This is a genomic window from Chitinibacter bivalviorum (genome assembly GCF_013403565.1).
Taxonomy (GTDB): domain Bacteria; phylum Pseudomonadota; class Gammaproteobacteria; order Burkholderiales; family Chitinibacteraceae; genus Chitinibacter; species Chitinibacter bivalviorum.
The window spans coordinates 2,745,199-2,769,487 of record NZ_CP058627.1; the positions used below are offsets into that span (position 1 = coordinate 2,745,199).

Below are 24,289 nucleotides of genomic sequence, written 5' to 3' on the forward strand. Positions count from 1 at the left end.
GACAACGCGACTTATCTCACTGACGCATCAAGTGTGAAGCAGAGTAGAATAGAATCACACTTTGCTAAGGAATGATGATAATGCGCAACACTTTGATGGTTTTGGCTTTGCTATGCTCTAGCTCTGTTTTTGCCGCCGATGACGGCGCAAAAGTGGCGGCCAAATACAACTGTTTAGCCTGTCATTCGGTTGATCAGAAAATCGTCGGGCCAGCTTACAAAGACGTTGCAAAGCGCTACAAAGGCCAGAAAGACGCGGAAACCATGCTGATGGCGGAAGTGCGAAAAGGCCTACCAGGCGGCAAATGGGGCAATATCCCGATGCCGGCACAGCAAATCGATGATAAAGATTTGCGCGTGATTATTCGCTGGGTTTTGGCGCAATAAGACGCTAGATTTAATATGAATGTCACGTAGCCCGTATTGCATTGCTCGGCGTTGTTGATTAAGCTGCGTGCCCTATTAGAGTTGCTTATTTTGTAAGCACTTAAGAATTGTCAAAAGCGAGAATAATCATGGCAAAACTCACGGAACAAGACATCCGGGACTGGAAAGGTTCTGAAGATGACTATATGAACGCGGATCACCTCGAGTTCTTCCGCGAGCGTCTGGTGCAAATGAAGGCGGAATTGGTGGCCAACGCCACGCAAACCACCAGCCATTTGCAAGAACAGGAAGCGACCCCAGATCCAGCTGACCGTGCAACGCTGGAAGAAGAGTACGCCTTGGAATTGCGCACGCGTGACCGCGAACGCAAGCTATTGCTGAAGATCGACTCGACTTTGCGCAAAATCGCAGAAGAAAACTACGGCTACTGCGAAGACACGGGCGAGCCAATCGGCTTGCTGCGCTTGTTGGCTCGTCCAACAGCGTCACTGTCACTCGAAGCGCAAGAGCGTCGCGAACGTCAGAAAAAGCAATACGCGGATTAATCAGCCGCTCATGAATGAAGCAACACGCGCCACCGCGCGTGACTTAATCAAAAAAACCCGCGCACGCATCACCCCGGCGCGGGTTGATATTTTGGCGACCTTGCTCGGCGCGCAACGTCCACTCTCTCACCTCGATATTCAGGAATTACTCGAGCCTAGCCTTGATCGCGTTACCGTTTATCGGGTCCTCGATTGGCTGACCGAAGAAAATCTGGCGCATAAATTATCGGGTGACGATCGCGTTTGGCGCTTTTCGGCAGCCAAAGCGCCGCATCACCACGCTCATTTCCACTGCCAGCAATGCGGCCGCTTTTATTGCCTCGAAGACGTCGGCACCGATTTGCCGATGACGCTGCCCAAGCAATTTCAGGCTGATAGCGTCGAAATCACCGTCAAAGGCGTCTGCGCCGACTGTAAACCCACCTAAATGGGCACTAAATCGTGAAATAAAGCCCAAGCTGGGGCTATTTGCCGCTGTCTGCTTGCCGCCAAGCGCGTTAGACGATAATCTCTTTCCTTTGAAGAAAATACGTGCAAATACTGATTGCACCAAGCCGGCAGGGAAGACTATGCATTACCAAACCGACGACGTCCGCATCCGCGAAATCAAAGAATTGCTGCCTCCTGTGGCAGTCATTGAAAAATATCCAGTCAATGAAATCGCTTCGACTTCAGTCTTTGAAACGCGCAAAGCGATTCATCAGATTCTGACTGATAAAGACGATCGTTTGCTGGTGATCATTGGCCCCTGTTCGATCCACGACACCAAGTCGGCGCTGGAATACGGCGAGCGTCTGTTGCCTTTGCGTGAAAAATACAAAGGCCAGCTCGAAATAGTGATGCGCGTGTACTTCGAAAAACCACGCACCACCGTGGGCTGGAAGGGTCTGATTAACGATCCATTCCTCAACGGTAGCTTCAATATCAACGAAGGCCTGCGGATTGCGCGCAAATTGCTGGTTGATTTGAATAACACCGGCATGCCGACGGCTGGCGAATTCCTCGATATGATCACGCCACAATACGTAGCCGATCTGATGAGCTGGGGTGCCATTGGCGCGCGCACGACCGAATCACAAGTTCACCGTGAACTGGCTTCGGGTTTGTCTTGCCCAGTCGGCTTCAAAAACGGCACCGATGGCAATTTGAAAATCGCCTTTGATGCGATCAAATCGGCCGGTCAGCCGCACCATTTCTTGTCAGTGACCAAATACGGCCACTCAGCGATTGTCGCCACTGGCGGCAATCCAGACTGCCACGTAATTTTGCGCGGCGGCAAAGAGCCAAACTACGACGAAACGCATGTGCGTGCTGCAAGCGCGGACTTGGCGGCAGCGGGTCTGGCGAAGAAAATCATGATCGACTTTAGCCATGCCAATAGCCGTAAAGACTACCGTCGTCAAATGGAAGTGTGCGCCGATACTTGCGCACAAGTGTCCAGCGGCAACGATGCAATCTTTGGCGTGATGGTAGAAAGCCACTTGGTTGAAGGTCGCCAAGACGACGGCGCAGGGAAAGAATTGGTGTACGGCCAATCGATTACCGACGCATGTATCGGTTGGGATGCAACCGAACAACTATTGGCTGACCTGGCCAATGCCGTTGCAACACGTCGCGCTTTAGCTAAAGTCGAAGCCTAAGCCTCGATATACCCAATAAGGGTATTGCCCTGAGTGCCTTTTCATATTGGCGCTGAGAGCAATACCCTTTTTCTTTGCTCGCATTTTGACCAAATGCTACGCGCAGGCAAGCTGCGCCATTTAATCAAAAAAATCAATCCGCGCTGGTTTTTGTCTGGCCACCAATTGCTCGGCAAATTGAGCTTCGGCTCTGGCCAACTCGCGCATTTGCGGCAATTTGGCTTCAATGCGGCGACAAAACACATCGCCATTATTCGGCTCAAAGATAACCTTGCGCGCCCAGTAGCCGCCCAAATCACTGGCCATCAGCGGAATACGTTCCGACTCCAACCACTGCTGGGCAAAATCAATATTGCGTTGCCCGATATTCCCGAGCGTAGACATCCTCAGCATATCGCCGCCGCCAAAGGCCTTGGCCAGCAGGTGGCGCTTGTTTGCGCCCGCTTTCATCATCGCGTTAATCAACACCTCCATCGAGGTCATGCCTGAAAAATACCCTTCCTGTTCGTCCAAGCTATGGTGCAGCGGCACCAGAAAATGATTCATCCCGATCATTTTATGCTGCGGGTCATACAAACAGACGGCGATGCACGAGCCGAGCACAGTTTTGATTGGATGATGATGGTGGACGGCGACCTCGCCCGCGAGGATATGATGCGCCTGCGCTTCAAGCTGCCGCGGTTGAATCGCGCACGCTTCAATATGATTATTTTGCGTATGAGCCCTTTGCTCAAGATGCAGCCAAGGCTGAGAGGGGGGGTGCGTCGTCATGACAGAGCAGCGAGGATGGTCTATCTGAAAGATAGCCATTGCCGGACAGTTTGGCAGATTCTTTTCCTCGCTGCGCCACAATTTCAGGTCAGCGAATCCAAAACGCGAACACCGCCGCGAGCGTGCTCATTGCAAAAATAAAAGGGTATTACCCTGAAACACTTTATTCAAAAGATCTACAGAGCAATACCCAAGAAAAATAGGGCATGTTTAGATTGTGTGTTGATATGAACAGAACTTGGTTTGAATACGAAAAACGATATTCGTAGGGTGGGTTAGGCTAAGCCGTAACCCACCGTTACGCTGCTTTTCTTTATGTCGCGTCACGGTGGGTTACGCCCTAAGGGGCTAACCCACCCTACGATTCTTGTTATCAACACTTTATCTGAACATGCCCGAAAAATAACTACCAAGTGATCATTCAGCCATTAAGCGACCGCACGGATCTCTGCACGTGCCGCCAGCAAAGCGGGCTCGCGCACGGTCGGCCCCATCGCCAGACCTTCTGCCGCAATCACGCGAATATCGCTAATCCCCAAAAAGCCCAGCAAGACGCGCAGGTATTCAATATGCGCAATACCGGTTGGTGTACCCGCGTGCTGACCACCCGCCGTCGCGACAATCACGGCGCGCTTATCACCTGCCAAACCTTCTGGGCCATTGGCGCCATATTTGAAGGTCACACCCGCCACCGAAATCATATCGATCCACGCTTTAAGCTGGCTGGGAATCGAGAAGTTATACATCGGTGCGCCGATGACGAGCACATCGGCCGCCAGAAATTCGGCCATCACCGCTTCGGCCATCGCCACCTGATGGGCTTGAATCGCGTTGCGCAGCTCGGCGGGCGTGCCTTTGGCCGCCAACAAAGCGCCATCGAGCTGCACCAGTGCATCGGTCGACACATCGCGATAAGCGACGTTCACCAAAGGCTCAGCTAAGCGGATACTTTCAACGACTTCTTGGGTCAGTTGGCGTGATACAGAGTGATCACCGAGGATGCTCGAATCGATATGGAGGAGGTTCATGATCTTGCCCTTTTGCTGAATGTTTTGATGAATGAATCATATATTTGGCGCAAAATAGGCACTAGATAGCAAAATCAGGAAGGATTGTTCCACCTATGACACCAATCAGCGCAGACTTTAACGATTACATGTACTTCGCCCAAGTGATCGAATTTGGCGGTTTTTCCGCCGCTGCGCGCAAATTGGGCATTCCCAAATCCCGACTCTCACGCCGGATTGCGGGGCTGGAATCGCGTTTGGGCGTTCGCCTTTTACAGCGCAGTACGCGCAGGCTCACGCTCACTGATGTGGGTCAGCGCTTTTTGGCGCACTGCCAAGCACTGCTGCGCGAAGCGGAAGCCGCTGAATGCGTGGCGGCCAGCCTGAAAGCCGAGCCATCTGGCCGCGTGCGGCTCAGCGCACCGGCAGCCATCCTCGATGGCCTGCAAGATGTGTTGTACCGCTATATTGTGGCGCACCCCAAAGTGGTGCTCGAAACCGTCGCGACACCGCGCCGTGTCGATTTGCTCGAAGAAGGCATCGATATTGCGCTGCGCGTACGCGCGACCGACGATGAAGACCCGCAATGGGCCACACGACGCTTGCGCCCGACTCAAGCCTGCTTAGTCGCCAGCCCGCAATTAGTGAACGCACTGGGCGGACTGAACACGCCGGGCGCGCTGACTTTAGCCCCAGCGCTGGGCGTGATCGCCGCTGATCAGCGTATTCATTGGCGCTTGGTCAATGCAGCAGGAGAAATACGTGAATTAGCCCTGCCCCCACGGCTGATTACCGAAAGCTTTATGTTGCGCCGGCAAGCGGCGATCGACGGTATCGGCGTGACCATGCTGCCTGCTGACTTTGTCGCGGCCGATCTGGCGGCGGGGACTTTGGTGCAAGTCTTGCCAGACTGGCAATTCCCCAGCAGCCATTATCAAGCGGTCTATGCCAGCCAGCGCGGCCTCTCGCCCGCGGTGCGGGCCTTGCTCGACTTGCTGGTGGAATCGCTGGCCGAAGCAAAGTAAGGCCAGCGCCTAAGCTGTGGCGGCAGCCCACTGTGCCAGTGTGGCGCGCAAGGCGAGATTGAGCGGCGTATGCGGTACGACGCCTATTTGTTGCGGCAAAGAGCTACCGTCGATCTGGTGCGGCCGTTGCCATAAATAGCGCATCTGGACGATGGCGCGTGGCATCGCCGCAAACACACCGATCAGTTTTAGAATCCCCCACGGCAAAGTCCCAAGTTGCAGCGGGCGACCTTCAATGGCTTCGATTTCCTGCCGTAATTGCTGGCCCGTGAACGTGTGGCCGGCAAAATGAAAAGTATGTGCACCGCGTAATTGCGCGCGTTGCTCGGCCAGCAAAACAAAGCTCGCCGCCAGATCGGGTAGATACGCCCAGGCATGCGGAATATCGCTAGGACCGGGGTAGACCACTTTATTTTTATGCAGATCTTTGATGATGACCTCATCAAACCACGAGCCGGTGCCCGCGCCAAAATAATCACCCGCCCGCACGACGACGCTATCGACACCATGCGCCTGCTGCATGGCTTGCTCGATCTCGATGCGGATTTTCGCCTTTTCATGATCGCCAATCTGCGGGGTATTAAGCTGTAGATCAGACGGCATATGGCGTCCAAAGTTATACACATTGCCTGGAAACATCAACAAGGCCCCGCTGGCTTGCGCAGCAGCGAGTGCATGCGCCGCCAAAGGACGGGCAAATTTTGGCCACTCGGTATACAAGGGGTTCAGTGCATTAACGATCACATCGCAGTCCATCGCCGTCTCGATCAAGGCCTCGCGATCCATCGCATCAATCTGCACCGCCACAACCCCAGCGGGCCAATGGCCAGCCCGACGCGCTTGCGCTTTCACCTGCCAGCCCGCCTGCGCAAAGGCCGCCACGGCAGCAGCGCCAAAACGACCTGCCGCCCCCAGAATCAATACTGTTTTTTGCTGCGCCATGTTGCGTTCCCCCGCTATGAATGATGAATTCATGATGCGGCGCGCGCTGCAATGGCACAATACGCATATTCAAATGCAAGGTATTCACTGATGAATACATTACATAACGCCCCACAGCTCGATTGGCATTTATTGCACGTCTTTTTGGCCGTCGTCGATAGTGGCTCGCTCTCCGCTGCGGCGCGAAGCCTGCGTAGCAGCCAACCCACCTTGAGTCGCCAGATCGGCGAGCTCGAAGCCTTGCTCGGCGTAGCGTTATTTGAACGCGTCGCGCGCGGCTTGAAACTCACCGTCGCTGGCGAAGCGCTCTTGCCCGCTTTAAGGCAGATGCAGTTGGGCGCCAACGCCTTGGCGATCGCCGCACAAGGGCAAACGCAAGCACTGGCTGGAACAGTACGCATTACCGCCAGCGAAATGACCGCCTGCTATATTTTGCCGCCCATCCTCGCCCGCATTCGGGCGCAATACCCTGAAATTGCGCTGGAATTGGTCGTGAGCAATACCGTCGAAAATTTACTCGAGCGCCAAGCCGATATTGCGATTCGCCACACTCGCCCAAGCCAAGGCGGCTTAATCGCCAAGCAGGTCGGTGAATTTGCGCTGGGGCTGTTTGCGCATCGCGACTATCTGCAGCAAGTCGGCGGGCAGATCGACATAACGCGCATTGCCGACTACGTCTGGATCGGCGAAGACAGCGCCGATATTCTGCTGCGCCGGTTTCAGCAGGCCGGGTTTGCCATTGAGCGCGATTTTTTTGCCATCCGCTGTGACAACCATATCGTGGCCTGGCAAATGGCGCTCGCAGGCATGGGGATAGGCAATGCCACGCTGGTCACCGCAAGCCAATTTCCCCAAATGCAAAGAATCTGGGGGGAAACGCCCATCCCCGGAATGCCGGTGTGGCTAACCGCCCATCGCGAATTGCGACAAAGCGCACGCATCCGCGCCGTGTTTGATGCCTTGGCCACCGAGCTAGGCCAAATCAGCTAATTGGGCGCAGCACAAAGAATCTGCTGGTATTTCACCCAAAAGCAGGTATGAATAAAACAGGCACAAATCAGGTGTTAGGCGGTGATGCGTCTCACACGCAAAACAACCGCTGATCGCCAATCCGGGTTCAGCAGCTCAGCGCAATGAACTAATTTCAGAAAGACCCTACAAAGCATGGGTAATATTCACGGATATGCAAATGGCTTGCACGATTCGGAGTATTGAGCACCAAGCAAACCAATAGGAATCGATAATGAAACACAGCAAAATTTTCCAAGCTCTCGCTCTTTCTACTTTTATCGCCATCGGTAGCGTTCACGCCGCAGACGATCACGGCGGCGAGGTGAAACCTCAGCCTTATGTAGCAGGCAAAACAGTGACTAAAGCCGTTCAGGCCAGCATCACCCCAGAGAAAGCCATTGAAATTTTGAAAGCGGGCAACCAACGTTTTGCCAGCGGTAAATCCATCAAACAAGACTACAAAAAACAAGTTCAGCAAACCGCTTTGGGTCAATACCCACTGGCCAGCGTGGTCGCTTGTATTGACTCACGCTCTGCGCCTGAGCAAGTTTTCAACACCGGCGTGGGCGAGATTTTTGACGCGCGCGTCGCGGGCAATACCGTTAACGAAGATATTCTGGGCAGCCTCGAATACGCGGCCAAAGTAGCAGGCTCACGCGCGATTGTGGTCTTGGGCCACACCAGCTGTGGCGCGATCAAAGGCGCTTGTGACAATGTCAAAATGGGCAACCTAACTGGCTTGCTCGACAAATTGATGCCGGCAGTCAATGCGACCAAAACCGACGGTGATCGCAACTCGAAAAACCACGCCTTTGTGCATGACGTCACCGAAGAAAACATCAAACTGACCGTACAAAAAATCCGCGATATGAGCCCGATCCTGAAAGAAATGGAAGAGCAAGGCAAGATCAAAATCGTTGGTGCAATGTACGACGTAGCGACCGCGAAGGTGACTTGGTACTAAGCGAGCCCAGAGCAAAAAATACAAAAGCCCCGACTCGACGGGGCTTTTTTATGGCTGATAGAGGCCTTTACACCAACCACACCCCATCGTGATATAGATTTTCCTCACCCAACCATACACCGCCCGCCACATCGACAAACACATCAATATGAAAGCGCGTGTCTTTGCGTTTGAATTGCGGCTTGTTATAGCTGCCGTGTTTTGCGCCTAAGGACAGGTGAATACCGCACAGTCGCTCGTAAGTGCCAATATCGCTCACCGTGCGCTCGCGAGTGAAGGCGCGGTTCAGCCCCAAGCCCAATTCACGGATCCAGATTTCGCCTTCAACTGCACGAATCTTATCGAGTACAGCGTCAAATTCCGGCGTACTGTTTTCAACTGCAGTGATACGACCGGCTTCAACGACGATCGTGATTGCCTGCGGCGGGAAGTTGCAATGGAAAGTCGTATCGCCAAACACATAAATATCAGCACGGCCACTGACCGCTTCCAGATCGACCGCCTCGGTAAACACCTCGCCAATCGGAAACTGCCCACCGATATTCTTCATCGCGCGATAGTCACCGACATTGAGCTTGGCTGGCTCTAGCGGCGTGGCAAAGCTCAGCGTATGGCCGCTGCTGCTGACCAAGCGCGCCGAAGGTGCCGCGCCAATTTTGGCCTGCAACGCCGCGCCCGTACCACGGTAATAATCGGCATCTTCGTGACTGTATCCGAGCGCATCGATATACCGCGGCGCCTCATCGCCGATCATGCGCGACAAATGCACATGCTCGATCACCTTCAGACCCTGCGCAAAAAGCTGCACGCGCAAACGATATGCATCAAGTCGGAAATGCGTCGATTGAATCAGCACAATCAGCGCTCCGGCAGGCTGCGCCGCAAATGCCGCCATCACCGCCTCATTATCAACCGTACTGATTTCGATCACCTGCGCGGCAGGCAACGCCGCCGCATACGCCTGCGCCAACAGCGGCGCGAGCGGGCATTCGCTATCGTAAATAATCAGCGCCGGCTCATCCGCACCATGGCCTATCGCCACGCGAACAATATCGCCCACGTGTTGATGCGCTAATGCGCGGTGCTGTTCGGTGAGTTCGCAGTAATGTGGAGCTTCATTCATGGGGTATATGACTCAAGACCAACACGATAAATGCCTACATAGATATACATAAAGACGTATTCATCGATCGAGCAAGATTAAAAACACGAAGCCCCAATTATCGCACGCCGCCACAACCTACAGCACACTAGCCGCGTAGCGGCAGCCTGCCGAATGACGGGCATTTGATATGGCGCAACCCCACAGGACTACGCCATACAAATGGATTATTTATTGCGCAAACTCGGCAGCAAGCCCGCCACTATCCCCAGTAGTGGCAAGAAAGCCAAGACCTGATAGATGCTGATAATGCCAAAACTATCGGCCAAGCGCCCCACCAATGCGGCGCCGATACCGGCAATCCCAAAGGCCAGCCCAAAAAACAGCCCTGACACCATACCGACCTTACCCGGCATCAGCTCCTGCGCATACACCAGCATCGCCGAGAACGCCGACGACATAATTAGCCCAACGATAAAGCTCAAGGCCACCGTGCCACTGAGTCCGACATAGGGCAGCGCAATTGAAAACGGCGCGGCGCCTAAGATCGAAAGCCAGATCACCGTTTTGCGACCAATGCGATCGCCAATCGGGCCGCCAAGCACCGTACCCAGCGCGACGGCAAACAGAAACACGAACAATAGCAATTGCGCCTGCTGCGGAACGAGCGCAAAACGCTCGATCAAATAAAAGGTGTAATAGCTTTGAAAACTCGCCATATACACAAACTTGGTCATCAACAGCGTCAAAAGTACCCCCATCACCCACAAGGTTTTGCGTGGTGTAAATGGTGCGACTTTCGCGTTGCCTTTGTGACCCTGCGCTTTTTGCTGGTGTGAATACCACCGACTAATGCGCCACAACACGCCCATCGCCAGCAAGGCAGCAAGTGAAAACCACGCCAAACTCGGCTGACCAAGCGGAATGACGATCAGCGCAGCAAGCAGCGGCCCCGTCGCACTGCCCGCATTCCCGCCGACCTGAAACAGCGATTGCGCCAAGCCATGCTGGCCTCCCGACGCAAAGCGTGCGATGCGTGATGATTCGGGGTGGAAAATCGACGAGCCTGTGCCGACCAAGCCTGCGGCCAGCAAGATCAAGGGGAAGGTATCGGCTTGCGACAACTGCAATAGCCCAACCAAAGTAAAGCCCATGCCGACCACCAGCGAGTGCTGCTGCGGGCGTTTATCCGTCACCGCACCGATCAGCGGCTGCAAAATCGACGCGGTAATCTGGTAGGTCAGCGTAATCAAACCGAGCTGAGCAAAGCTGAGGTGATAGTTGCCCTTCAGCATTGGATACAAAGCCAAGATCAGCGATTGCATCATGTCATTCAGAAAATGGGCGCTACTGATGGCCGCCAAAACGCGGTATCGGGTCGATGCGCGCTCGGGCTGGCTGGTGATCGTCGCAGTATTCATCTGACGCTCCAAGTGAGTCATGGGATAAGTTGAGAACACATCTTATTGACATCACCCCTGCCTGTCCTGCGAGAATAAGGCAAACACTATCGAGAATACGACATGCTTATCGAAAGAGTTGGCCCACTGCGCGATATGGCCGGTGCATTGCTGCACGGCAAGGCCGTCGATCATCAACCCGGCTCGGCCACGATCCGCCATTGGCACGAAGTCGCCCAGCTACTGTATGCGATCAGCGGCGTGATGCGCGTAATCACGCCGCTCGGGCAATGGATCGTACCACCCAATCGCGGCATCTGGATACCTGCTGGTGTGTGGCACGAGGTGTTTATGATCGGCCTGGTCGAAGTACGCTCGATTTATATTCGCCCCGATGCGGTGCAGGATTTGCCGCGCGAATGTTGCGTCCTTGAAATCACCCCGCTGATGCGCGAGCTGATTTTGGCGGCGATCAGCATTGATTATCAGGAGCAGCCCATCCGGCCGCGCAGCCAGATGATTGCGCAATTGCTTCTCAATGAAGTGAAAACACTCACCACGCTACCGATGCAACTGCCGATGCCCGACGACGAACTGCTGCGTGAGGTTTGCGCTGACATTCTGGCCAACCCTGATGAAAACCGCACGACTGAGGATTGGGCCAGCCAAGCCGGTGTCGATGCGCGCACGCTGCAGCGCCGATTTAATAAAGTCACCGGTATGACGCTGGGCGAATGGCGGCGGCAGGCCCGATTACTCAATGCGCTGGAACGACTCGCGCAAGGCGAGCGCGTGATTGATGTGGCTTTTGATTGTGGCTACAACAGTCCCAGCGCATTTACCGCGATGTTCAAACGCCAATTTGGCATTACGCCGAGCTGCTTTTTTTCTTAGGGTATATAAACCAACGCATTTCAAATAAAAGCCTTTATGGAAATACTCCCGCAAACCAGTAGCAATTCAATGGGTAAATGCCAATCACCCGATGACGGCTTTGCCATCACCATGAATGCAGCGTACACCCGCTTGCAGCCCTCTCTGCCCCTCGCTCAAACACCCCACCATAAGACACCCAACAGTTGAATGCCTGGGCGTTGCTCTGCGATTTGACATTAAAAACGACACTCAATTTGCTTACAGAAAAACTTTTTCAAAAATAAGGCGCTTCGCTCGAATAAAGACCAAAAAGGTGATGGGCTTGCCTAAACACGCATATCGCGTACGGGATTTCCTGTACGCAAGTCGAAAATGGAGGGAACTTCAATACCACTTTCATACATGCATCATCATCAAAATGAAAGAATACCAGTAGAAAAAATCTGTAATTAAATTACTTAAATTTCGTCAATCATGAGCGAAAAATTGATCCGATAGACGGAAAATTACAACAGCATATTAGTATGTAATAATGCCGTCACAATATAATTACAAGTGCGCACACCTCCGCCGACCCCCTTTACAAGTGATCTAAACCACTGACTAATAGGGCTAATTCGCAGTAGACTACATTTTTATGACAGGGTCTTGCACGAGCAGATCGGCATTTTCTCCGAAAATGACACGACTCGCCGGCAAGAAAAAATGTTGTCTACTACATGCATGTTGATTGTCAGCAAGCATACCGATTTAGATGCCGGCAGGGTGTCAAAATACATCATGACACAACGTCGATCATTCGCAATTACCTTACTTGGACTCAGTGAGTCCGAAGTCCGCCTCGTTAAAAGCATCTGCGCCCTGACTGCTAGCCGCGCCCGCAGCTATCACATACAGGAAGATTTGCAAAAGAAAGCAGACATTTATATCGCCAACGCGGAATCCAATGCGGTCCTCGATATCCTGCGCCGACTTAATCGACACAATCAAATGCCGGTGATTTACGTCTCGCGGACCGAGATTGAGCAGGGCGAATATCGCCTTAAACGACCGATGTTGCCCACGACGCTACTCAAGCTACTCGAAACCGTCACCATCACCGCGCATAACTTCACGCCCGAGCTGGCGCAACTGGGTGCCGCCGATTTACAAGGCAATAATCCAGAAAGCAATCGCCTGATCAATCAGGTGCTCTCGAGCAATGCGCCCAAGCAATGTTTTCGCGCCTTAATCGTCGATGACAGCCCGACAGTTCGTAAGCAACTGGAGCTGTTTCTCAAATTGCTGGGCGGCGATATTGATTGCGCCGAGACGGGTGAAGCGGGTATTGCGCTGGCACAGCAGAATGAATACGACATGATTTTTCTCGATGTCGTGCTGCCCAATGCCGACGGCTATCAAGTCTGCCGCACCATCCGCAAAAACCGCGATACGAAACACACCCCCATCATTATGCTGACGAGCAAAAGCTCGCCATTTGATCGGGTTCGCGGCACGCTGGCCGGCTGCAGCACCTACCTTACCAAGCCAGTAGAAAGTGCTGTTTTCAAAGAAGTTGTCCAGAAATATCTGCCACAAGCCGTGGTTAGCGACGATTTTGCCGCCGCTTAATTCAATACATTCAATCTGTCTTAATCCCAAGGTAAAACCATGAAAAAAGTACTCGTAGTTGATGACTCTCCTGCTGATTTGGCCAATTTGCGCACCATCCTGACCGACGTGGGTTGCTTTGTTTCGACGGCATCCAATGGCAGCGAAGCGGTAAAAAAAGCCAAGGCCGATAAGCCAAATATAATTTTCCTCGATATCGTCATGCCCGATATGGATGGCTACGAAGCTTGCCGCCTGTTGAGCGAAGAGCCTTCGACCAAAGATATCCCGATTGTGTTTGTGACCAGCAAAGGTCAGAAAGCAGATCGCGTTTGGGGCCAGATGCAAGGCGCTAAAGGCTATGTTGTGAAGCCGTATTCAGCCGATCAATTGATCGATCAGCTCAAAGCACTGGCGTAATTGAAGATGGACATGCCCGTTAATATTGCAAACGCAGAGGCCTCGCCGCTGGCTGGCGAATATATCCAGCGCCGATATGGTGTGATCGCTGGTGGTCTGCATTTACTACTGCCGCAGGGTGTGTCCGCTGAGTTGCTGCACGATCAGGAATTGACCCGCATTTTGCTGGCCCCGCCCGCATTGCGCGGGGTTGCCAATGTACGCGGCACATTATTGCCCGTGTTTGATCTGGCCAAGCTCATTGCAGCCCCGGCCAGCACAGACGAACAAGTATTGATGCTCGGCAACCATCCCGATGCATTAGGCTTGCTGGTGCAAGGTTTCCCCCTGCCACTGAGCGGCCTGCAAACCCTCACGAATGCTCAAGTTCCCACTCTGCTGCAGCCCTATTTGCGTAGCGCATGGCAGCAGCAAGAACAGCACTGGTTCGACATCGATTTATTACAGCTATTTCGTGATCTGGCTGCACTAAAGACCCACCAAGAGTAAGGACTCAATCAATGAATTTCTACCAAGGATTGGTGCTTCGACTCGAAGAAGCACTAGGCCAGCGCTCGGTCGCTTGGCGTACCAAAACACTGACGCGCGGGATTATGGGCGGCTTTGCCCTATTGGGTTTGATTTACGTTTTAACGTTCGCGATGGACGAATTTGCGCACAGCCAAATGGAACGCATCGACGAATTCGAGCTGGCACTGAAAACAGCCGAAGTCAATTACGTTCAAGTGCGTCGAGACGAGAAAAACTTCTATCTGCCGTTCAAACTGGATAAACCGCGCTACCTCAAACAACACGATGAGCAAACCAAAAAGCTGCTCAAATCGATTGACGAAGTGATTGCGCTCTCACCGGACGAGGCCAGCACTGCCAAAGCCAAAGAAATGCAGCAGGCGGTCAAGCTCTACAAAGAAAAATTTGATATTTCTGCCAAAAAAATTCTGGAAGCTGGTTTTAACGAGGAGCACGGGCTGCATAAAGTTATGCGGACGGCGATTCGTGAATTGGAAAGTAAGCTGCCGAACAACGCCAATGAGCTGGAAATTTCCATTCTAAAGTTACGAAAAATCGAGAAAGACTTTATCCAGCGTGAAGACATTAAATACAAGCAAGAGCACACCGCAGAGCGGGCGGGATTTGGCACGGCATTAAGCCGCCTGAACCCTGCCAACAAAGATGAAATTAACACCTTATTTAGCCAATATACGCAGGCATTTGACGCCTACGTTGACGCTCAATTAGCCGCTCGACAAGCAGAAAAAGAAGCCAATAAGGCATCAGATAAACCCGAAGAAGTGCTCGAAACGCTGACCAAAGTCGCTCTCAGCGCCATTGATTCACAAGAATCATTCGACAAAATGCTGTCGAATACCTCAGTCGCCATTTTTACACTGGTACTGATCGGCATTGCCCTGATCCTGACCCTGATGGTGACCTTGATTGCCAAAGGTATTCGTCAGCCAGTAGAGCATTTGCATAATACAGTCGAGGCGCTGGCCAATGGTGAAGACGTACGCACCGACATGGAACAGCCTGATGAGCTAGGCGAATTGGGTCGCTCGTTTGACCGCATGATTGAAGAGCGTAACGCGGTTCAGCAAGGCATTATCGACGAGAACGAAAAACTCAACGATGCCGTACTTAATCTGCTGCAAGCCGTTGCGATTCTGGCGCGTAAAGATTTGACGCACAAAGTACCCGTAACCGAAGACGTAACAGGCCCCGTCGCCGACGCCTTGAACTTGCTTTCATCCGAAACGGCCAAGGTATTGCAGCGCGTATCCGATCTATCGGCCGACGTGACGCAAGCGTCTTTGCTGGTAAAAGAGCAAAGCGATGAAGTAATGGGCATTGCGGAAAAAGAAAGCGAAGAAGTGGAAAAAGCATCGAAAGCGCTGACCACCGCCGCCGATTCGATGACCAAAATTGCGGCCGTCGCACGTAGCGCCAACCAATCGGCCGAGCACGCGATGAAAACCACGCGTCAGGCGATGGAGTCAGTAAATACCACTGTCAGCGGCATTAACAATACCCGCGAAACGATCCGCGAAACGGAAAAACGCATTAAACGTCTGGGCGAGCGCTCGCAAGAGATTTCGCTGGCGGTGAATTTGATTAACTCGATTTCGGAACGAACGCACATTCTGGCCTTGAACGCGTCGATGCACGCAGCGTCAGCCGGTGAAGCCGGTCGCGGCTTTGCGGTGGTGGCCGACGAGGTACAGCGTCTGGCGGAAAATGCCCGTCAGGCGACGCAGCAGATTTCATCGCTGGTCCACAATATTCAGGCCGATACCGCTGAAACCATGAGCGCGATGAATCAGGCGATTGAGCAAGTCGTCGCTGGCTCGCGTCTGGCCGAGCAAGCGGGTCAGCAGATGGAAGTAACCGAGCAAAATACCGCTCAGCTGGTAAAAGCCGTACAGCAGATCGCTGTGGCGTCTGAAGCGCAGGTTCGCGTTAATCGCGATCTGGTGGTTCGCGCCGAAGCGATTAATGCCTCTACCCAGTATACGAATGCGAAGCTGAAGGAGCAGTCTCTGCAGACACATAGTCTGGTGGAGTATGCCCGCGGCCTCTTGTCTGCCGTACGGGTATTTAAGCTGCCAGATTAATGACGCTGCGGGTGCTGCAGCACCCGCCTTCCCTGTCATTTGCATCCATCAATCATCCACCAAACGTTGTCATGCCGCGTATAAACCCGCGGCGTATAGACGTTTGTTGACTATTTACAAGGGGGCTCTGTGCTCGCTGAATCATCTGCTGCGCTGTTGGCAGCACTTGCCACGGCCATCGCCAACTGCCTTGACGCCGACCATACGGATCACCAGGCGGCCTTGCTCGACGCCACCACTGCGGCTCATCAATTGGGCGAACTGGCCGAACAAGCAGGCCAAACTGGGTTTTGGAGCTATTGCAGCATGCTGGCCGAGCAACTCGCCAGCTGCGTGAGCGCCGCCAAATACACCCCACCTGCCCACACGGCCCAAGTGTTGATCGACTATCTGGCGCAGCCTGCAGCCCCGCAACGCCTCGCTTTGCTTGAGCTACTCGCCAATACGGGCTGGCCCACGCCAATGCCGGATGAAGAATTGCAGGTGTTTGCCGAGTTATTGCAGCAAGATGCGGCCGCACAAGCCACAGATGCCGCGCAATGCATCGACATCTTGCCGCCGGCCTGCGCATCCAATGACCTTGCGCACGCCAATGACGCCATGCTGGATGACTCATCCGAATTACTCGCCAGTTTGGCCGCAATGCAGCTAAAAGCAGCCGAATTTGAAGACGAACACATTGACGTCTTTAGCCTGCTCGATGAAGTCGGCCAACTCGTGCAGCAAGATTGGCAAACGATGCAATTGGCCGATTTGCTGCTGGCGCTGTCGCTGGCCGCACAAGCCGAGCAGAAAACCACGCTCGATGCGCTATGTCAGCAGCTCGACTATCTGCTCGCCGAGCGCAGCAATCCCTCGCGTGAGGCCTTGGCCGAGCAACTGCCTTTGCTGCTGTTGGATGCTCTAATGAGTGAACCCGATCAGCTCACCGCGCTGATCGCGCGCGCCGAAGTATTGTTTGCCCCAGCAGCGCATCAGCACCTTGAGCCTAGCCTGACGACGCCATCGCGGGCTGAAGAGACGCACCAAGCTGCGACCGTTTCCGATACGGGCATGACGACGGAGCCCGCCGTGGTAGGCGCCGATATGCTGCAAATTCTGAGCGAAGAGCTTGAAACCATGGCGCAGCCATTGGCCGATGTGATTGCTCAGCTCAGCAAGGGCGACGCAGCAAGCGCCGAGGGCGTGACTGAAATTTGCGAGCTGATCGAACGATTGACGCAAGCGTGTTACGGCATCGGTATGCCGCCGCTGGGCGACTATCTGGCGACGCTGAGTCTGCGATTATTGACGAGCATCGAAACAGGTTGGAACGACGCGTTTTCAAATATCTTGCTCGAGCTAACGCAGTGGCTTGGCCAATACTGCGCCGAGCCGCAGAATGAAAATCACGTCGAGGCGCTCTTGGGCATGTTGATGCTGATGGGCGAAGACGATGAAGCGCTACTCGCCAGCTTGCGCGCCCGCCTACTCGCCCAAGAAATTAGCGCCCACACACTAAGCCCAGCGCCGGAACGGCAAAAAATCGCCCTGCTTAGCGACGTCTCACTTGCCGTACCCGACGATATTAGCGCTGAATTAATGGAAGGCTTGCTGCAAGAATTACCCGTGCAGGCAGGCGCATTTGCGCAGGCGATGCAAAAAGTCGTTTCGGGACGCGGCAGCATGGCCGATCTCGACATCGCCAAACGCGCTGCGCATACACTCAAAGGCGCGGCCAATACCGTCGGGATCGCTGGCGTTGCCAACTTGACGCACCATCTGGAAGACATCCTGATTGCGCTGTCTGAAGCGGGTCATTTACCCGGCGCGGCAATGGCCAATTTGTTGACCGAAGCTGGCGATTGCTTGGAGGGCATGGCCGAAGCTCTGATGGGCAGCGGGCCAGTGCCAAGCGATAGTGTGTCGGTATTCCAGCGCGTACTGGATCTGGCCAATTTGATTGATATTGAGGGGATCAACACAGAGGGTATCTCTTCAGAATCCAGTATCAGCAATAATCAGCCAGCTATACCTGCCGGCACGCCCATCGAGGCGCAGCAAGAGCAGATCGAAGCCATGGTACGTATTCCGGCCAAATTGGTCGATGAAATGCTCAATCTGCTCGGTGAATCGATTGTCTCGGTCGCGCAAATGCGCGAATTGCTCTCGCAGTCGAGCGAAGTTAATCGCCGTATGCGGGCGCAAAATCAGAACGTGCAACAACTGGTCGGCGAGCTGGAGCAGCGTATTGAAGTACGCAGCCTCGGCATCGCGACGCCAGCGGCCAATCAGGATTTTGACGCTCTGGAATTTGAGAGCTACAACGAGCTGCATTCGATTTCGCGACGCCTCACCGAGGCGACGACCGACTCGCGCGAGCTGGGTCTGGAAACCGAAAGCCTGTATCAACGTCTGGGCGAAGCAATCGAAGCGCAGCATCGTTTGCAGGTGAATAATCAAGAAGTCGTGATGCGCACGCGCATGGTCCCGGTGAGCACGATCGAGGCGGGGCTGCAACGCGCAGCGCGCCAGACTGCGCGCCTGCTCGACAAAGATGTGGCGCTCGATTTGCACGGCGAGCACACGCTGGTCGATAGCCATTTGCTCAATACGATTGTGGACCCGCTGATGCATGTGTTGCGCAATGCGATCGACCACGGCATTGAAACGCCCGAATTGCGCCTCGCCAAAGGCAAACCTGAACAAGGCCAGATTCGCCTCGCCTTTGCCCGCGAAGGCAATTCGATTGTCGTGCGTTGTAAAGACGACGGCGCAGGGCTAGATTTAGCCGCAATTCGCAGCAAAGCCGAGCGTTTAGGCCTGATTGATGGCCAGACGCTACTGAGCCAGAACGAAACAGCGCGCCTGATTTTGCGTCACGGCTTTTCGATTCGCGACGAAGCCAGTCAGGTGTCGGGGCGCGGCATCGGCATGGACATCGTGCTCTCAACCGTCAATGCGCTAAAAGGGAATTTGGTGCTGCATACCGAGCAAGAAAGCGGTTTACAGATCGAAATGCGTTTCCCTGTTTCGCTCGTCGCCAGCCACGCGCTGCTCATTGAATCGCAGCAACAGCGCATGGCGATTTCCACCAGCGGGATTCTCGATCTGGCCTACTTCGATCTGGCCGATGTGCACGTTGAAGACGAGCAACGCTTTATCCAGCTGAACGAGCATAAAGTCCCGCTGATCGAGCTGGAAACCCTGTTCGGCCTGCCTGTTCCGGCCTTGAGCCAGCAAAAAACCGGCTTACCCGCCATTGTGTTGCAGCTTGATTCGGGCGCACTCAAGGCGGTGCAAATCCAGCGCGTAATCGACTCGCGCGATATTGTGGTGAAAGATCTGGGCCAGTTTGTACCGCGTATTCCGGGCATGCTCGGCGCAACGGTGCTCGGTGACGGCGGCGTGGCTTCGGTCGTTGATTTGCGTGAATTGCTCGATAGCGAATTGATCGCCTTGAACGCGCTGCACGCGAGCACGCAGCAAGATCAAGCGATGAGTTTGCCGCGCGCCTTGGTGATCGACGACTCGATCTCGGCTCGCCGCGCGACGACTCAATTTATGCGAGATTCGGGCTTTGAAGTTCGCCCAGCACTCGATGGCTTGGATGCCATTGAACAACTGGAAAACTGGACACCCGATATTGTACTGGTCGATATGGAAATGCCGCGTATGAATGGCTTGGAGCTGGCCGCCTACTTCCGCGCCCAGCCGCATTTGCAGCATATTCCGATCATTATGATTACCTCACGCTCGACGGAAAAACACCGCCGTCAGGCCGAGCTATCTGGGGTATCGCGCTATCTGGTTAAGCCGTTTAACGATGAACAGCTGATGCAACAAGTGATGGATTTAATGGAGGAAAAACTGGCTGCATAAGCCAGAGGGTATATTTCTGTAGATCTTTATATCAAAGAATTACAGAGATATACCCAACCATTAGCGATTGAAAATCTCATCATGGCCATGCGATCCGCGCAGCCATGGCCAATCGATTAGCCATACATCGGTAACAGCGACTTGAGCTGATGCGGCTTACCCAGCAAAGCCTTTGCCAACTCTTCAAACAATGCTGGCGAGCATTGATCTGGCGTCAAAATCTGCCAATCATCGATAAAATCTTCTAAATTACGCAAATTGAGCTTAACCGTACCCGCGGCAATATCGCTCTCGAAGCGCAAGCGCGTTGGAAACTCGGGCGAAATCGTCAGCACAATCCGCAGCATTTTACCGTCAGCATTTTTGACGATTTTTTCATCGACTTTACAGCCAAAACGCCACAGCCGCTCTTTCAGATATTGGGCCTCATTGACCGAAGTATAGGCCACTTGCAAAGGCGCACCAGCGCGCCAATTCACCGCAAATTCGATGTATTCATAGCAATACACGCCATCGATTTGCTGCGTACGCGAGCGGGTCGCCGCATCAAGCATCTGGGCATTATTGAGTTCACCCACGCCAAAAATCCGATAGGTGTGCGGGCTATTGGGGCAAACGACTTTGAGCTGCTCGGCCAAGACGCGGTAATACTCATAGACTCGGCTCATCGCCGGCTGTATCTGCGCCACATTCGCCGCTTTGCGCTCGCGCTCCAGCGCGTCATTTTGCTGCACCGCAGTTGCCTGCTGCTTTAATTCATCCAATAAACCCATTGCCATTTCCCAGCAAAAACGTTCGACAATCTTACATTATCAACAAGGCAGTGCAAATAACTGCATTCAACGCCACGCCAGACGGCGTCACTCACCGCGCGTGTCGGCCCGCCGATCGCAACGCCGATCATCTTAAAAAATGCAATTTCAGATAAGGAGATCTGGGCTCAGGGGTAAAAATCACATTCAGGAAGTGGGCTTATTTACTACAAACCCCACGCGCAGCCCGATATGCTATCCGCATCAAACTTCAGCAGTGGGACACCCGTATGTCAAATATCTTGATTATTAATGCCGCCAAGAAAATGGCGCATTCCGCAGGCGCACTCAATGATTCGCTTGCTCAATTAGCGCAGCAAACGCTGCAAGAGCAAGGGCATGAAGTCGCAATGACCCATCTTGAGTCTGCGTATGATTTGGATGCGGAAGTGGCCAAAATCTTGGCCGCAGATTTGATTATTTATCAAATGCCCGCGTGGTGGATGGGGCCGCCGTGGACACTCAAAAAATACTTTGACGATGTGTTCACGCATGGTCATGGCAAATTGTATGGCAGCGATGGCCGTACACGCAGCGACCCGAGCAAGAAATACGGCTCTGGCGGCTTGCTACAGAATAAGCACTATATGCTCTCTGTCACGTGGAATGCTCCGCTGGCGGCATTTGAAGAACCTGGCCAATTTTTTGAAGGCAAAGGCGTGGATGCGGTGTATTTTCCCGTCCATAAAGCCAATCAGTTTTTGGGCTTGAAACCCTTGCCAACGTTTATGTGCAACGATGTGATTAAAGACCCGCATATTGAAACCGACTTTATCCGCTATCGCGCCCATTTACTTGAGCACGTTCCGCAATTGGAAACGGCCTAAGAGCAGCACAGTAGGCGATCAGGCTGCGCCCAATTCACTTCGTTGAATCGCAACTGCTCAATTCCCTGCGCTACCATCAAAAAAATCCCCGCTGCAGGCGGGGATTTTTATTTAGCGTGGTTTCTTGCTCAAACCAGCGGGTTTACCCGCCGTGGGTCTTGCACCCGCCGGCTTGCCAGTGACGGGCTTGCTGCCAAAGGGCTTGCCTGCGGCAGGACGTGCGGCCGGCTTAGTTACACCACGGGGTATTGCCCCGGCTACGTTTCTGTTATTGCCTTGCGGTGACTTACCCCGATTAGGTATTTTACCAACAGAGCCCGGCCCACCGCCGCCACGCGCATTGCCCTTGGGCGCTTGCAGCGATTTTTCGCTGGCAGTTTCGGCAGGGATCAATTGCTTAGGCCCAGTGCCAATTAAATCAGCGCGACCCATGCTGATCAGCGCTTCGCGCAAGATCGGCCAGTTTTTCGGATCGTGGTAACGCAAGAACGCTTTGTGAATGCGGCGGCGTTTTTCGTCGCGGATGATGTCGACTTTTTCCGAGCTACGCGCAATGCGTTTCAGTGGATTGCGCTTGGTGTGCCACATCGTCGTCGCCATCGCCATCGGCGTTGGCGTAAACGCTTGCACCTGATCGGGGCGGAAGTTGTTTTTCTTCAGCCACAGGGCCAGATTCAGCATGTCTTCATCGCTAGTGCCCGGATGCGCGGCGATAAAGTACGGGATCAAATATTGCTTCTTGCCCGCCAGCTTGCTGTAGTGATCGAACATGTCTTTGAAGCGCTCAAACGTACCGATGCCCGGCTTCATCATCTTCGACAATGGGCCTTCTTCGGTGTGCTCGGGGGCGATTTTCAAGTAGCCGCTGACGTGATGCGTGACGAGTTCTTTAACGTATTCAGGCGACTCGACCGCCAAGTCGTAGCGCAGACCCGAGCCAATGGTGATTTTTTTCACGCCATTGATTTTGCGCGCCTTGCGATACAGTTGAATCAGACTGCTGTGGTCAGTATTTAGATTCTCACAGATGCCCGGATAGACGCAGCTCAAACGACGACAGGACTGCTCGATTTTCGGGTCTTTACACGCGAGGCGATACATATTCGCCGTTGGCCCGCCCAGATCAGAAATGTGGCCGGTAAAGCCTTCGGTCTTGTCGCGGATTTCTTCGATCTCGCGCAGGATCGAGCCTTCCGAGCGGCTTTGGATAATCCGCCCCTCGTGTTCGGTGATCGAACAGAAGGTACAGCCACCAAAACAGCCGCGCATGATATTGATCGAGAAACGGATCATATCCCACGCCGGAATCACTTGCTCGCCGTAGCTTGGGTGCGGGTTGCGCGCGAAATACTGGTCGAATACATAATCCATTTCCGCTGTTTCGAGCGGAATCGGCGGCGGGTTCATCCACACATCGCGCTCGCCGTGCTGCTGCACCATTGCGCGCGCGTTGCCGGGGTTGGATTCCAAATGCAGCGTGCGGCTGGCGTGCGCGTAGCTGACTGGATCGTAGGTCACCGTTTCAAACGAGGGAATGCGAATCACGGTGCGGCCACGTACTTCACGGCGCGCGGCAAGGCGTGCTTCACGTGAAACAATTTTAATCGTCTGCACGCCATCAGCAGGGGTATCGGCCTGTGCACCTTTCTGCATTTCCTCTTCAGTCGCATACGGGTTGATGTGTGGGTCGATTTTGCCCGGAATATCAACGACTGATGAATCTAGCTCAACCCAGCCTTCAGGTTTCCAGCCGTGCGGAGCAAGGAAGGCTGTACCGCGTACATCGCGGATTTCGCTCATTTTTTCGCCCGCCGCCACGCGCTGTGTCACTTCAACCAAGGCACGTTCGGCGTTGCCGAATAACAGCAGATCGGCTTTAGAGTAAATCAGCGCCGATTGGCGAATTTTGTCGCTCCAGTAATCGTATTGCGCGATACGGCGCAAGCTGGCCTCAATGCCACCCGCCATAATCTGCACGCCGGGATAGGCTTCGCGGCAGCGCTGGCAATACACGTTCAGCGCGCGATCAGGGCGTTTGCCCGCGACCCCGCCCGGCGTGTACGCGTCGTCCGAGCGCGGCTTTTTATCGGCGGTGTAGCGGTTAATCATCGAATCCATATTGCCGGCGGTGACGCCGAAATACAGCCGTGGCTTGCCGAGCTGTTTGAAGTCTTCGCTAGAGGTCCAATCGGGCTGGCTGATAATGCCGACGCGAAAGCCTTGCGCTTCGAGCAGGCGGCCAAGCAGTGCCATACCAAAACTCGGATGATCGATGTAGGCGTCGCCCGTCACGATGATGATGTCGCACTCATCCCAGCCGAGCTGATCCATTTCCTTGCGGCTCATCGGCAGGAAAGGCGCAGGTTTGCGCGGCGCAAAGCCCGCAGGTAGCTCGTAAATGGGCTTGAGGGTGGAATGAGTTTGATTCATGGCGACAGCAAATTAGACTAATCGCGCATTGTCGCAGATTTTGCCGCTCTTGCGCAGCTAAATGCTTG

General features: G+C 53.8%; 22 protein-coding genes. 15 read left to right on the forward strand and 7 right to left on the reverse strand.

The annotated features are described in order from the left end of the window. Nucleotides 1-80 precede the first annotated feature (80 nt). The 4 genes from HQ393_RS13055 to aroG all read left to right on the forward strand — a co-directional run bounded on the left by HQ393_RS13055 (nucleotide 81) and on the right by aroG (nucleotide 2,571). Entirely contained in the window at nucleotides 81-386 is a 306-nt protein-coding gene (locus HQ393_RS13055; RefSeq protein WP_179355594.1) for a c-type cytochrome, read from the forward strand. Nucleotides 387-514: 128 nt separating this feature from the next. Continuing rightward, entirely contained in the window at nucleotides 515-931 is a 417-nt protein-coding gene (gene dksA / locus HQ393_RS13060) for an RNA polymerase-binding protein DksA (protein ID WP_179355595.1), read from the forward strand. 10 nt (nucleotides 932-941) lie between these two features. Further along, nucleotides 942-1,358: a Fur family transcriptional regulator gene (locus tag HQ393_RS13065; protein WP_179355596.1), complete on the forward strand. Its 417-nt coding sequence runs from the start codon at nucleotides 942-944 to the stop codon at nucleotides 1,356-1,358. A gap of 142 nt (nucleotides 1,359-1,500) precedes the next feature. Next, nucleotides 1,501-2,571: a 3-deoxy-7-phosphoheptulonate synthase AroG gene (aroG, locus tag HQ393_RS13070; RefSeq protein ID WP_179355597.1), complete on the forward strand. Its 1,071-nt coding sequence runs from the start codon at nucleotides 1,501-1,503 to the stop codon at nucleotides 2,569-2,571. A gap of 120 nt (nucleotides 2,572-2,691) precedes the next feature. Here aroG and HQ393_RS13075 read toward each other — a convergent pair whose 3' ends face one another. Then, complete coding sequence (locus tag HQ393_RS13075) at nucleotides 2,692-3,117, reverse strand: chemotaxis protein CheD (protein WP_179355598.1); 426 nt, start codon at nucleotides 3,115-3,117, stop codon at nucleotides 2,692-2,694. Between HQ393_RS13075 and HQ393_RS13080 the strand changes: the two genes are divergently transcribed. Beyond that, nucleotides 3,109-3,483: a hypothetical protein gene (locus HQ393_RS13080; RefSeq protein WP_179355599.1), complete on the forward strand. Its 375-nt coding sequence runs from the start codon at nucleotides 3,109-3,111 to the stop codon at nucleotides 3,481-3,483. The genes HQ393_RS13075 and HQ393_RS13080 overlap by 9 nt on opposite strands. Nucleotides 3,484-3,770: 287 nt before the next feature. Here HQ393_RS13080 and HQ393_RS13085 read toward each other — a convergent pair whose 3' ends face one another. Continuing rightward, nucleotides 3,771-4,370, reverse strand: a complete 600-nt coding sequence (locus HQ393_RS13085; protein WP_179355600.1) for an FMN-dependent NADH-azoreductase — start codon at nucleotides 4,368-4,370, stop codon at nucleotides 3,771-3,773. A gap of 95 nt (nucleotides 4,371-4,465) precedes the next feature. On the opposite strand from HQ393_RS13085, the gene HQ393_RS13090 reads away from it, so the two are divergent. Next, the gene (locus HQ393_RS13090) at nucleotides 4,466-5,374 is read left to right on the forward strand and encodes a LysR substrate-binding domain-containing protein (protein ID WP_179355601.1); all 909 of its coding nucleotides are present in this window, start codon (nucleotides 4,466-4,468) and stop codon (nucleotides 5,372-5,374) included. Between the two features lie 9 nt (nucleotides 5,375-5,383). Here HQ393_RS13090 and HQ393_RS13095 read toward each other — a convergent pair whose 3' ends face one another. Beyond that, nucleotides 5,384-6,316 carry an NAD-dependent epimerase/dehydratase family protein gene (locus HQ393_RS13095; protein WP_179355602.1) on the reverse strand — a complete coding sequence of 311 codons (933 nt, stop codon included), beginning with the start codon at nucleotides 6,314-6,316 and terminating at the stop codon, nucleotides 5,384-5,386. 90 nt (nucleotides 6,317-6,406) lie between these two features. Between HQ393_RS13095 and HQ393_RS13100 the strand changes: the two genes are divergently transcribed. Together HQ393_RS13100 and HQ393_RS13105 are read left to right on the forward strand one after the other, a co-directional pair. Next, the gene (locus HQ393_RS13100) at nucleotides 6,407-7,306 is read left to right on the forward strand and encodes a LysR family transcriptional regulator (RefSeq protein ID WP_179355603.1); all 900 of its coding nucleotides are present in this window, start codon (nucleotides 6,407-6,409) and stop codon (nucleotides 7,304-7,306) included. Nucleotides 7,307-7,559: 253 nt separating this feature from the next. Further along, nucleotides 7,560-8,291: a carbonic anhydrase family protein gene (locus HQ393_RS13105; protein WP_179355604.1), complete on the forward strand. Its 732-nt coding sequence runs from the start codon at nucleotides 7,560-7,562 to the stop codon at nucleotides 8,289-8,291. A gap of 67 nt (nucleotides 8,292-8,358) precedes the next feature. Here HQ393_RS13105 and HQ393_RS13110 read toward each other — a convergent pair whose 3' ends face one another. Together HQ393_RS13110 and HQ393_RS13115 are read right to left on the reverse strand one after the other, a co-directional pair. Next, the gene (locus tag HQ393_RS13110; RefSeq protein ID WP_179355605.1) at nucleotides 8,359-9,414 is read right to left on the reverse strand and encodes a hypothetical protein; all 1,056 of its coding nucleotides are present in this window, start codon (nucleotides 9,412-9,414) and stop codon (nucleotides 8,359-8,361) included. A gap of 206 nt (nucleotides 9,415-9,620) precedes the next feature. Continuing rightward, the gene (locus HQ393_RS13115; RefSeq protein ID WP_179355606.1) at nucleotides 9,621-10,814 is read right to left on the reverse strand and encodes an MFS transporter; all 1,194 of its coding nucleotides are present in this window, start codon (nucleotides 10,812-10,814) and stop codon (nucleotides 9,621-9,623) included. 102 nt (nucleotides 10,815-10,916) lie between these two features. On the opposite strand from HQ393_RS13115, the gene HQ393_RS13120 reads away from it, so the two are divergent. The 6 genes from HQ393_RS13120 to HQ393_RS13145 all read left to right on the forward strand — a co-directional run bounded on the left by HQ393_RS13120 (nucleotide 10,917) and on the right by HQ393_RS13145 (nucleotide 20,152). Next, on the forward strand, nucleotides 10,917-11,687 hold the full coding sequence (locus tag HQ393_RS13120) for an AraC family transcriptional regulator (RefSeq protein ID WP_218871166.1): 771 nt from the start codon (nucleotides 10,917-10,919) through the stop codon (nucleotides 11,685-11,687). A gap of 762 nt (nucleotides 11,688-12,449) precedes the next feature. Further along, nucleotides 12,450-13,280 carry a response regulator gene (locus tag HQ393_RS13125; RefSeq protein WP_179355607.1) on the forward strand — a complete coding sequence of 277 codons (831 nt, stop codon included), beginning with the start codon at nucleotides 12,450-12,452 and terminating at the stop codon, nucleotides 13,278-13,280. A 39-nt stretch (nucleotides 13,281-13,319) separates the two neighbouring features. Further along, nucleotides 13,320-13,679: a response regulator transcription factor gene (locus tag HQ393_RS13130; RefSeq protein WP_179355608.1), complete on the forward strand. Its 360-nt coding sequence runs from the start codon at nucleotides 13,320-13,322 to the stop codon at nucleotides 13,677-13,679. A gap of 12 nt (nucleotides 13,680-13,691) precedes the next feature. Continuing rightward, on the forward strand, nucleotides 13,692-14,168 hold the full coding sequence (locus HQ393_RS13135) for a chemotaxis protein CheW (RefSeq protein ID WP_179355609.1): 477 nt from the start codon (nucleotides 13,692-13,694) through the stop codon (nucleotides 14,166-14,168). A gap of 11 nt (nucleotides 14,169-14,179) precedes the next feature. Continuing rightward, nucleotides 14,180-16,291: a methyl-accepting chemotaxis protein gene (locus HQ393_RS13140; RefSeq protein WP_179355610.1), complete on the forward strand. Its 2,112-nt coding sequence runs from the start codon at nucleotides 14,180-14,182 to the stop codon at nucleotides 16,289-16,291. 129 nt (nucleotides 16,292-16,420) lie between these two features. After that, nucleotides 16,421-20,152 carry a hybrid sensor histidine kinase/response regulator gene (locus HQ393_RS13145; RefSeq protein ID WP_179355611.1) on the forward strand — a complete coding sequence of 1,244 codons (3,732 nt, stop codon included), beginning with the start codon at nucleotides 16,421-16,423 and terminating at the stop codon, nucleotides 20,150-20,152. A gap of 116 nt (nucleotides 20,153-20,268) precedes the next feature. Here HQ393_RS13145 and HQ393_RS13150 read toward each other — a convergent pair whose 3' ends face one another. Then, a complete protein-coding gene (locus tag HQ393_RS13150; RefSeq protein ID WP_179355612.1) occupies nucleotides 20,269-20,925 on the reverse strand; it encodes a hypothetical protein in 657 nt (218 codons plus the stop codon). A gap of 269 nt (nucleotides 20,926-21,194) precedes the next feature. Here HQ393_RS13150 and HQ393_RS13155 point away from each other — a divergent pair, with 269 nt between their 5' ends. After that, the gene (locus HQ393_RS13155) at nucleotides 21,195-21,791 is read left to right on the forward strand and encodes an NAD(P)H-dependent oxidoreductase (protein WP_179355613.1); all 597 of its coding nucleotides are present in this window, start codon (nucleotides 21,195-21,197) and stop codon (nucleotides 21,789-21,791) included. 111 nt (nucleotides 21,792-21,902) lie between these two features. On the opposite strand, the gene HQ393_RS13160 is transcribed toward HQ393_RS13155, so the two are convergent. Next, nucleotides 21,903-24,221 carry a YgiQ family radical SAM protein gene (locus HQ393_RS13160; RefSeq protein WP_179355614.1) on the reverse strand — a complete coding sequence of 773 codons (2,319 nt, stop codon included), beginning with the start codon at nucleotides 24,219-24,221 and terminating at the stop codon, nucleotides 21,903-21,905. Nucleotides 24,222-24,289 lie beyond the last annotated feature (68 nt).

What these genes read in the sequence shown, in the direction of transcription:
- aroG (WP_179355597.1), top strand. Translation starts at nt 1,501, where the DNA reads ATGCATTACCAAACCGACGACGTCCGCATCCGCGAAATCAAAGAATTG.
- HQ393_RS13065 (WP_179355596.1), top strand. Translation starts at nt 942, where the DNA reads ATGAATGAAGCAACACGCGCCACCGCGCGTGACTTAATCAAAAAAACC.
- HQ393_RS13095 (WP_179355602.1), bottom strand. Translation starts at nt 6,316, where the DNA reads ATGGCGCAGCAAAAAACAGTATTGATTCTGGGGGCGGCAGGTCGTTTT.
- HQ393_RS13140 (WP_179355610.1), top strand. Translation starts at nt 14,180, where the DNA reads ATGAATTTCTACCAAGGATTGGTGCTTCGACTCGAAGAAGCACTAGGC.
- HQ393_RS13125 (WP_179355607.1), top strand. Translation starts at nt 12,450, where the DNA reads ATGACACAACGTCGATCATTCGCAATTACCTTACTTGGACTCAGTGAG.
- HQ393_RS13085 (WP_179355600.1), bottom strand. Translation starts at nt 4,370, where the DNA reads ATGAACCTCCTCCATATCGATTCGAGCATCCTCGGTGATCACTCTGTA.
- HQ393_RS13100 (WP_179355603.1), top strand. Translation starts at nt 6,407, where the DNA reads ATGAATACATTACATAACGCCCCACAGCTCGATTGGCATTTATTGCAC.
- HQ393_RS13160 (WP_179355614.1), bottom strand. Translation starts at nt 24,221, where the DNA reads ATGAATCAAACTCATTCCACCCTCAAGCCCATTTACGAGCTACCTGCG.
- HQ393_RS13090 (WP_179355601.1), top strand. Translation starts at nt 4,466, where the DNA reads ATGACACCAATCAGCGCAGACTTTAACGATTACATGTACTTCGCCCAA.
- dksA (WP_179355595.1), top strand. Translation starts at nt 515, where the DNA reads ATGGCAAAACTCACGGAACAAGACATCCGGGACTGGAAAGGTTCTGAA.
- HQ393_RS13120 (WP_218871166.1), top strand. Translation starts at nt 10,917, where the DNA reads ATGCTTATCGAAAGAGTTGGCCCACTGCGCGATATGGCCGGTGCATTG.
- HQ393_RS13155 (WP_179355613.1), top strand. Translation starts at nt 21,195, where the DNA reads ATGTCAAATATCTTGATTATTAATGCCGCCAAGAAAATGGCGCATTCC.
- HQ393_RS13055 (WP_179355594.1), top strand. Translation starts at nt 81, where the DNA reads ATGCGCAACACTTTGATGGTTTTGGCTTTGCTATGCTCTAGCTCTGTT.
- HQ393_RS13135 (WP_179355609.1), top strand. Translation starts at nt 13,692, where the DNA reads ATGCCCGTTAATATTGCAAACGCAGAGGCCTCGCCGCTGGCTGGCGAA.
- HQ393_RS13080 (WP_179355599.1), top strand. Translation starts at nt 3,109, where the DNA reads ATGATTCATCCCGATCATTTTATGCTGCGGGTCATACAAACAGACGGC.
- HQ393_RS13150 (WP_179355612.1), bottom strand. Translation starts at nt 20,925, where the DNA reads ATGGGTTTATTGGATGAATTAAAGCAGCAGGCAACTGCGGTGCAGCAA.
- HQ393_RS13075 (WP_179355598.1), bottom strand. Translation starts at nt 3,117, where the DNA reads ATGAATCATTTTCTGGTGCCGCTGCACCATAGCTTGGACGAACAGGAA.
- HQ393_RS13130 (WP_179355608.1), top strand. Translation starts at nt 13,320, where the DNA reads ATGAAAAAAGTACTCGTAGTTGATGACTCTCCTGCTGATTTGGCCAAT.
- HQ393_RS13110 (WP_179355605.1), bottom strand. Translation starts at nt 9,414, where the DNA reads ATGAATGAAGCTCCACATTACTGCGAACTCACCGAACAGCACCGCGCA.
- HQ393_RS13115 (WP_179355606.1), bottom strand. Translation starts at nt 10,814, where the DNA reads ATGAATACTGCGACGATCACCAGCCAGCCCGAGCGCGCATCGACCCGA.
- HQ393_RS13105 (WP_179355604.1), top strand. Translation starts at nt 7,560, where the DNA reads ATGAAACACAGCAAAATTTTCCAAGCTCTCGCTCTTTCTACTTTTATC.